Here is a 6702-nt window from a genome sequence, read left to right as displayed (position 1 = left end):
ATGAGCATACACAAGTATGTGATTCGGGTAGCCAAGTGCAGCCAACAACGCTGCGGTTCGAAGTATGACGAGTATTTTTTGAGGAAAAAAAAATTAACCGCCATGAGCGACGATAACTCTTCGAGTAGCGATAACCCTGGTCCTAAGAAAGGGTTCTTTGCACTGTTAAATCACCTTTTCCATGGTGAACCTAAAAATCGTGATGATTTAGTCGAATTAATTCGCGACTCTGAACAAAACGATTTAATCGATCCTGATACCCGTGAAATGCTTGAAGGGGTTATGGATATCGCGGATCAGCGCGTGCGCGACATTATGATCCCGCGTTCCCAAATTGTTACCTTAAAACGTAACCAAACGCTTGATGAGTGCTTGGATGTCATTATTGACTCTGCTCACTCACGCTTCCCTGTTATCAGCGAAGACAAAGACCACATTGAAGGGCTGTTGATGGCAAAAGATTTACTGCCATTTATGCGTACGGATGCCGAGCCTTTTAGTATCGATAAAGTCTTACGCCAAGCGGTTGTTGTCCCTGAAAGTAAACGAGTAGACCGATTACTCAAAGAGTTCCGTTCCCAACGCTACCATATGGCTATCGTTATCGATGAATTTGGTGGTGTTTCTGGTCTTGTGACCATTGAAGATATTTTAGAGTTGATTGTGGGTGAAATTGAAGACGAATACGACGATCAAGATGATGTCGATATTCGCCAATTGAGTCGTCATTCCTATTCTGTCCGCGCACTAACGCAGATTGAAGATTTCAATGAGGCGTTCAATACCCATTTTAGTGATGATGAAGTAGATACCGTTGGTGGGTTAGTCATGCAGGCCTTTGGTCATTTGCCTTCCCGCGGTGAAACCATCACAATAGATAATTATCAGTTTAAAGTTGCTATGGCAGACAGTCGTCGAATTCTTCTGCTTCACGTGAAAATTCCAGACGATGCGCCAGTTCCTACTTTGGAAGAAGAACAGACTTAATGAACTCAACATCTATGTATCAAAGCCAGTGGTTGCGGTTACTGCTGGCTTTATTATTCGGAGCCAGTGGAACACTGGCTTTTTCGCCTTTTGACATCTGGCCTGCTGCGCTACTCTCAATTTTATTTCTCCAGCTACTCACCCTAGAACGTAATACAAAACAATCTTTTGCGATAGGTTTTGCATGGGGCTTTGGCCTATTTGGCAGTGGCGTCAATTGGGTTTACGTCAGTATTGCTGATTTCGGCGGAATGCCAGGCCCAGTCAACGTCTTTATTGTGATTTTATTAGCCGCTTACCTTTCGCTGTATACAGGGCTATTTGGCGGGTTATTGGCTAAATTTGCGCCTAAAGCCAATATTTGGCGTTTGGTTTTTGCCGCTCCCGCCCTCTGGCAAGTCACCGAATTTCTGCGTGGTTGGGTGTTAACAGGCTTCCCATGGCTGCAATTTGGTTATAGCCAAATTGATGGGCCGATGAAAGCACTCGCCCCTGTATTTGGGGTGGAAATGGTTACATTGCTATTATTTAGCATCAGTGGCCTGTTAGTACTCGCTATCTTGCGCCGCAGCTTTGTTGCGCTCACAGTTGCAGTTGTTTTGATTTTTGCCCCATTAATTGCCAAAAATGTGCAGTGGTTCACCCCCCTTGATGGCAAAAAAATGGAAGTGGCACTGGTTCAAGGCAATATTCCTCAATCAATGAAGTGGGAAGCCAGCTTTTTACAAAAAACCAAAGACACCTACATGGAGCTCTCTCGTCCGTATATCGGTAAAGCCTCTTTGATTATTTGGCCTGAATCAGCAGTGCCTTCCGTTGAGCTCGATAACCAGACCTGGCTTAAATCTCTCGACCAATTATTAGCGGAGTCAAATACTCAGTTAATTACAGGGATTGTGGATGCAAGGCCAATAGATGGTGAATATACTTTCTATAATACAATCATTGTATTAGGGGATAAAAAACCATATTTATACCCGTCTAAAAACCGATATAACAAACACCATTTAGTACCATTTGGTGAATATGTACCTTTAGAAGATTTGCTGCGCCCTATCGCCCCTTTCTTTAATTTGCCAATGTCGGGTTTTAGCCGTGGTGATTACGAACAAGCGCAATTAGCGGTTGGCAATATTCATCTGACCGCAGCTATTTGTTATGAGATTATTTTAGGTACGCAGGTCAGGGATAACTTTAAACCAGATAGCGACTACTTACTTACCGTTTCAAATGATGCATGGTTTGGAAAATCCATAGGCCCTTGGCAGCACTTCCAAATGGCGCGGATGCGTTCCTTGGAGTTAGGTCGCCCACTATTACGCTCAACCAATAACGGTATCACAGCAGTGATCAGTGCAGATGGTTCTATTCAAGATATGCTTCCACAATTCAAAACTGCCACGCTTGCTACAGAAGTGACACCAACCACAGGGTTAACCCCTTATGCACGCTGGAGCAACTACCCAATGTGGGGAGCTGTCGTGGTCTTTGGTGTGCTTGGTTTTGCAATGAACCGACGCCGTAAGCACTGAGTTATTAACTGGCCTCAATAGTCAATAAACGTCTATTGAGGCTAGTGATATTAAACTAAGCAATGAGTTGCCCCTGTATATCAGCAATTCCCACCGTTACAATACATCCTGCGTTAAATTGCAAAAAATCCTCTTCAATCCCATCTGAAAAAATCACGCCGTTATCAGGCATTAAAGACTCCAATGCTAACGGGCTATTAGGTTCTATCGTTCCAAACACCCACTTTATACCCGTTGTTTTACTGAGAAATGGCTCTCTCACGCTAAACTGTAACTTGCTATCTCCCCATGCAAATCCACTCGCAAGTGGATGGTTTTTCGTGCCTGTTATAGCCTGAGCCCCCGCTAAAATAGATTGAAACCACCCTGTCGACCCTAGTCCTGTCGAAATAATGATCCCTGACGACGACTGAAACTCTTGTTCACCTTGCCAATTAAGGAGATACCGCGCTGATGTATGGCTTTTCGGGCCAATAAATAAGTCATTTACCGCCAATAAAGACTGCCCATCATTCGTTATCGCCTCAGCAAAAGTGACCGACTTTTGCGCCATTTTCCCTTTTAATGTTTGAGTCACGACCTCCTTTAATTGGCCTATTTCAAAAGGTAATAACTTACCATCCCAGCGTTTTGGATCTGGATTGATAGCAATCACAGGCTGCCCCTGCAAGTATTTTAACGTATTCGCGACCAAGCCATCTTGCCCAATCACCACCACAATATCCTGTTTGGAAAATTGATAACTGGGCAATAATTTTCTTTCTAGTAATTGAAATCGACCTAGTGATTTCAGTACTGATTCTGCTTGAACTAATTGTCGCTGGTATAAATCATGTTCAAGCAAATAATCATCAACTTCAACATGGTTATGTTCTAAATAGAATTTCGCTTGCGGCCATGTATTAAAACGTTCAATGAGTTCTTGTAAGCGTGTCTTACGCATAACCAAAACAAAACGTGCATCATCAATTACTTTCATTATTTAGCCCCCTTTTTCATTAATTGACCGAATAAATCAGGGGAGATATTGAGCTCACCTATTTTCCCTGCATTTTGAGCCAGTGATTCAAACGCCATCGCCATCAACTGTTCAGGGCCCATTTTGGCAAGGGCTAACGCTTTTAAGTTCTCCACGGGTAATTGGCTATAAGCTTTCATTTTTGATTCAATGGCATAAGCATCCGCATCGGATTGAATACGCTGGTTCCCGACACTAAGTGCCACCAATTCTTGGCGTTTCTCTTCAGCATTCACTTGTGCGGTCAGTTCCTCTTGTTCAATTTCAGCCCGCTCACGTAATAATTTACGTTCATTGTCTAACCGAGCTTCTTCGATTTGCTGCTCCTTTGCTTGAACAGAAAGATCGGTTTCTAATTCAGCTTCCTTGATAGTGCGTTCTTGTTCAACGGAGAATTTGCGCCTTGCGTAAATAGCATCATCCGCCTCTTTTAAAATAGACTCCCTCGCCTGAGCTTCAAGTGCTTTCAAGGTTTCTGGCGATGGTGTAATCGCTGCAATAGAGACCTCAAGAATGTCTATTCCTAATGAATTGATAACCGACTGCTCAGTTAACTGCTGGGAAACCAACGTGACTAATGAACGGCTAATTAATAGTGCATCACGTAATGATGTACTTTGGATTTTTGCTTGGATCACTGTTTGTGCTGCTCGTACTACCCTGTCGCTCATCTTTAACGGATCTTCAGATGAATAGCCTTTCCCATCTTTAGTTAAGTTAAAATTTAATACATCGGCCGTTTTTTCAGGCTCTTTGACTTGAAATGAAATTTGCCCCTGTACTCGTAAGCTTTGAAAATCAGCCGTTTGCAGATTAAAAATAAACGGCGCCTCTTGAGCATTGAGAGGCAAAGCGGCTATCGATGTTTTGTCTGCGTTATACCAAAAACTGATCCCTTTGCCTTGCTTACGTACCTTTCCATTCACTGATTGAATAACAAAAGTGGATGAGTCTGCTTTGAAATATTTAAAGTTAATCATAGTGGAACCCTCATTAATGTCTTTATGACCTTAATTAATTATTGTCCTATAGACACAAACAAGTCAAGAATTAAATGTCTTAATGACAATAATTGTTTTTGCGTGTATGATTTAGCCCTATACTTCATCTTTAACGTTGAGTGGTAACAATATGAATGAAAAAGAGTTTCTCGCTAGCTATGACAGAAAAGATTACTTATCACCTTTACTCACTGTCGATGCCGTTTTGTTTACTTACCATGAAAACACGTTGAAGGTATTACTGGTTGAACGAGCAAGTTTCCCCGAAAAAGGGAAATGGGGCTTACCTGGGGGATTTATTGATGAGCAAAGTGATCAAACGTTAGAAGAGACGGTTTTGCGCAAACTAAACGAAAAAACAGGCGTGATCCCCCCTTATATTGAGCAACTTTGTACAGTCGGCAACCACCAACGCGATCCGCGTGGTTGGTCTGTAACAGTGTGCTATACCGCGCTGATCGCTTACCAAGCCTGCAACGCGCATATTGAAACGGTGGACTCCGTCAAATGGGTGGCGATTGATGAGATTGAGCATCTTTCTCTCGCTTTTGATCATCTAGAACTTTACCAACAAGCCAGAGCACGCTTAACACAAAAATCACTGTATTCCATTGTGCCAGGATTTGCCCTTCCCGATGAATTCACCTTAGCAGAATTGCAACATGTGCATGAAGTCTTGATTGGTAAGCCATTACAAAATAAGTCTTTTAGACGTCGCCTAGAACAAGCAGATTTATTGATTGATACAGGGAAAAAGCGCCATGAGCGCGGCCGACCCGCTAATTTATACCGTTTAAAGCCCCAATCAGCCGATTACCGTTTTATTCGCAATTTAGAGTTTTAGCTATTGATATGCCTGATAAAAATGCTTATCAGGCACTATAAAGGAGATTAGTGGCAAATAGCTGGCGTCACAATGTAGGTGAAAACCAATTTATCTGATTTATGGTAATTGTGTGTGATCCCTTCAGGGAACATTTCATGCAGCATTTTCATGCCAACGTCTTTACCACAATAGTTTTTATCTAAGATTTCACGCATATTTTGCTGCCAGTTCTTTCCTTCCAGAACATTATCAGGGATCCCCTTGATGGTGTACTGATAAAACAGCATACCATTTTGGTTTGCCGTAACTTCCGTCAATAATGTGACGTCGTCAATCAACATCGGTAATGCTTTTGCCATTTCGGTCAAGAAAACCTCTCGTAATAACGTCGGGTCATCGTCTCCTTTGGCATTAAACGCATTAATTTTCTCTTCCGTTGAATTGGCTTTTATTTCATCATAACGCTGTTTTAATTCTGAATTTGCAGTCGTTCCTGATGTTTGTTCAACGGGCTTTTTCTCTTCGGCATCGGGGGAACATCCCGCAATTAATACCGCACCTAGCAATAACCCAACCACTTTTTTGAACACAACCATCCCATCCACCCATTTTATTATTTATATGCCAGATGAGTTTACCACAACGATAAATTAAACTTATAGACGGAAAAGTCCCCTTTTTTAACCCAAAGGGGACAATGAAGATACTAAAATGAGGCCAACCACATGCGCATTTTTAAGCCGTAAGAACTGGTCCAGCCCGAAGTAAAACTGACTAATTCACCGTTATCAATCACCATAAATGTTGGTGTTGCACTAACCCCCACTGCATTGGAAAGCTGCCCACTAATGTCGTTGATCACAGGAAACGTTAAGTCCTTGCTTTCCATTCCTTTTATTAAACGCGGTGTTTCACCCGAACGTATTGCAACCGAGATAATTGGCATACCTGATTGACTTAAATCGGATACCGTTGGCGATGTTAAATTGCATACCCCACACCATGTTGCCCAGAAATAAACCAATATGGGTTTTTCCTTGCTTAGTTCAGCCAATGAAACGGTCTCACCATTAACCAAAGTGTGTTGCTCCAATAGCACAGGTGCAAGCACTTGTGGCTTGCGCCACAAGTCCATGACGGTAAAAGCAATAAATAAAATAATCGCCAAAACAATAATTTCTTTAGACCACTTTTTCAGTTTATTCATAAGGTTATTAACCTATTTGTTATCAAATAGTACAAATCTAGAATGTAAGAAACCAAAACATTCAATGGAAATGAATGCCTTGCTATTTATTTAAAATGCTTGGTTTTTATCCTCTAAATAATTCGTGTTGA

At 41.9% G+C, this 6702-nt stretch carries 7 protein-coding genes; 3 read left to right on the top strand and 4 right to left on the bottom strand.

All coding sequences use genetic code 11. The features are described 5' to 3' along the window. Positions 1 to 102 precede the first annotated feature (102 nt). On the top strand, positions 103 to 987 hold the full coding sequence (corC, locus tag PSF27_RS19185; protein ID WP_206085473.1) for a CNNM family magnesium/cobalt transport protein CorC: 885 nt from the start codon (positions 103 to 105) through the stop codon (positions 985 to 987). Next, entirely contained in the window at positions 987 to 2519 is a 1533-nt protein-coding gene (gene lnt / locus PSF27_RS19180; protein WP_206085278.1) for an apolipoprotein N-acyltransferase, read from the top strand. Before corC ends, lnt begins: the two co-directional genes overlap by 1 nt. A 55-nt stretch (positions 2520 to 2574) precedes the next feature. On the opposite strand, the gene PSF27_RS19175 is transcribed toward lnt, so the two are convergent. Further along, positions 2575 to 3498 (bottom strand): sugar kinase, encoded by a 924-nt coding sequence (locus PSF27_RS19175; protein WP_272539844.1) that lies wholly within the window; start codon positions 3496 to 3498, stop codon positions 2575 to 2577. After that, positions 3498 to 4517 (bottom strand): SPFH domain-containing protein, encoded by a 1020-nt coding sequence (locus PSF27_RS19170; protein WP_206085276.1) that lies wholly within the window; start codon positions 4515 to 4517, stop codon positions 3498 to 3500. The genes PSF27_RS19175 and PSF27_RS19170 overlap by 1 nt, the downstream gene beginning before the upstream one ends. Positions 4518 to 4668: 151 nt before the next feature. Here PSF27_RS19170 and PSF27_RS19165 point away from each other — a divergent pair, with 151 nt between their 5' ends. After that, complete coding sequence (locus tag PSF27_RS19165; protein WP_206085275.1) at positions 4669 to 5382, top strand: NUDIX domain-containing protein; 714 nt, start codon at positions 4669 to 4671, stop codon at positions 5380 to 5382. A 47-nt stretch (positions 5383 to 5429) separates the two neighbouring features. Here the strand turns inward: PSF27_RS19165 and PSF27_RS19160 are convergent, their stop codons facing one another. Both PSF27_RS19160 and PSF27_RS19155 read right to left on the bottom strand, forming a co-directional pair. Then, positions 5430 to 5960: a protein K gene (locus tag PSF27_RS19160; protein WP_206085274.1), complete on the bottom strand. Its 531-nt coding sequence runs from the start codon at positions 5958 to 5960 to the stop codon at positions 5430 to 5432. Positions 5961 to 6070: 110 nt separating this feature from the next. Beyond that, positions 6071 to 6571, bottom strand: a complete 501-nt coding sequence (locus PSF27_RS19155) for a protein disulfide oxidoreductase (protein WP_272574314.1) — start codon at positions 6569 to 6571, stop codon at positions 6071 to 6073. Between the last annotated feature and the right edge of the window lie 131 nt (positions 6572 to 6702).

This window comes from Providencia sp. PROV129 (assembly GCF_028482245.1).
GTDB lineage: Bacteria > Pseudomonadota > Gammaproteobacteria > Enterobacterales > Enterobacteriaceae > Providencia > Providencia vermicola.
The sequence above is the reverse complement of the archived record's forward strand: the minus strand, read 5'-3'. Positions and strand labels throughout refer to the sequence as shown.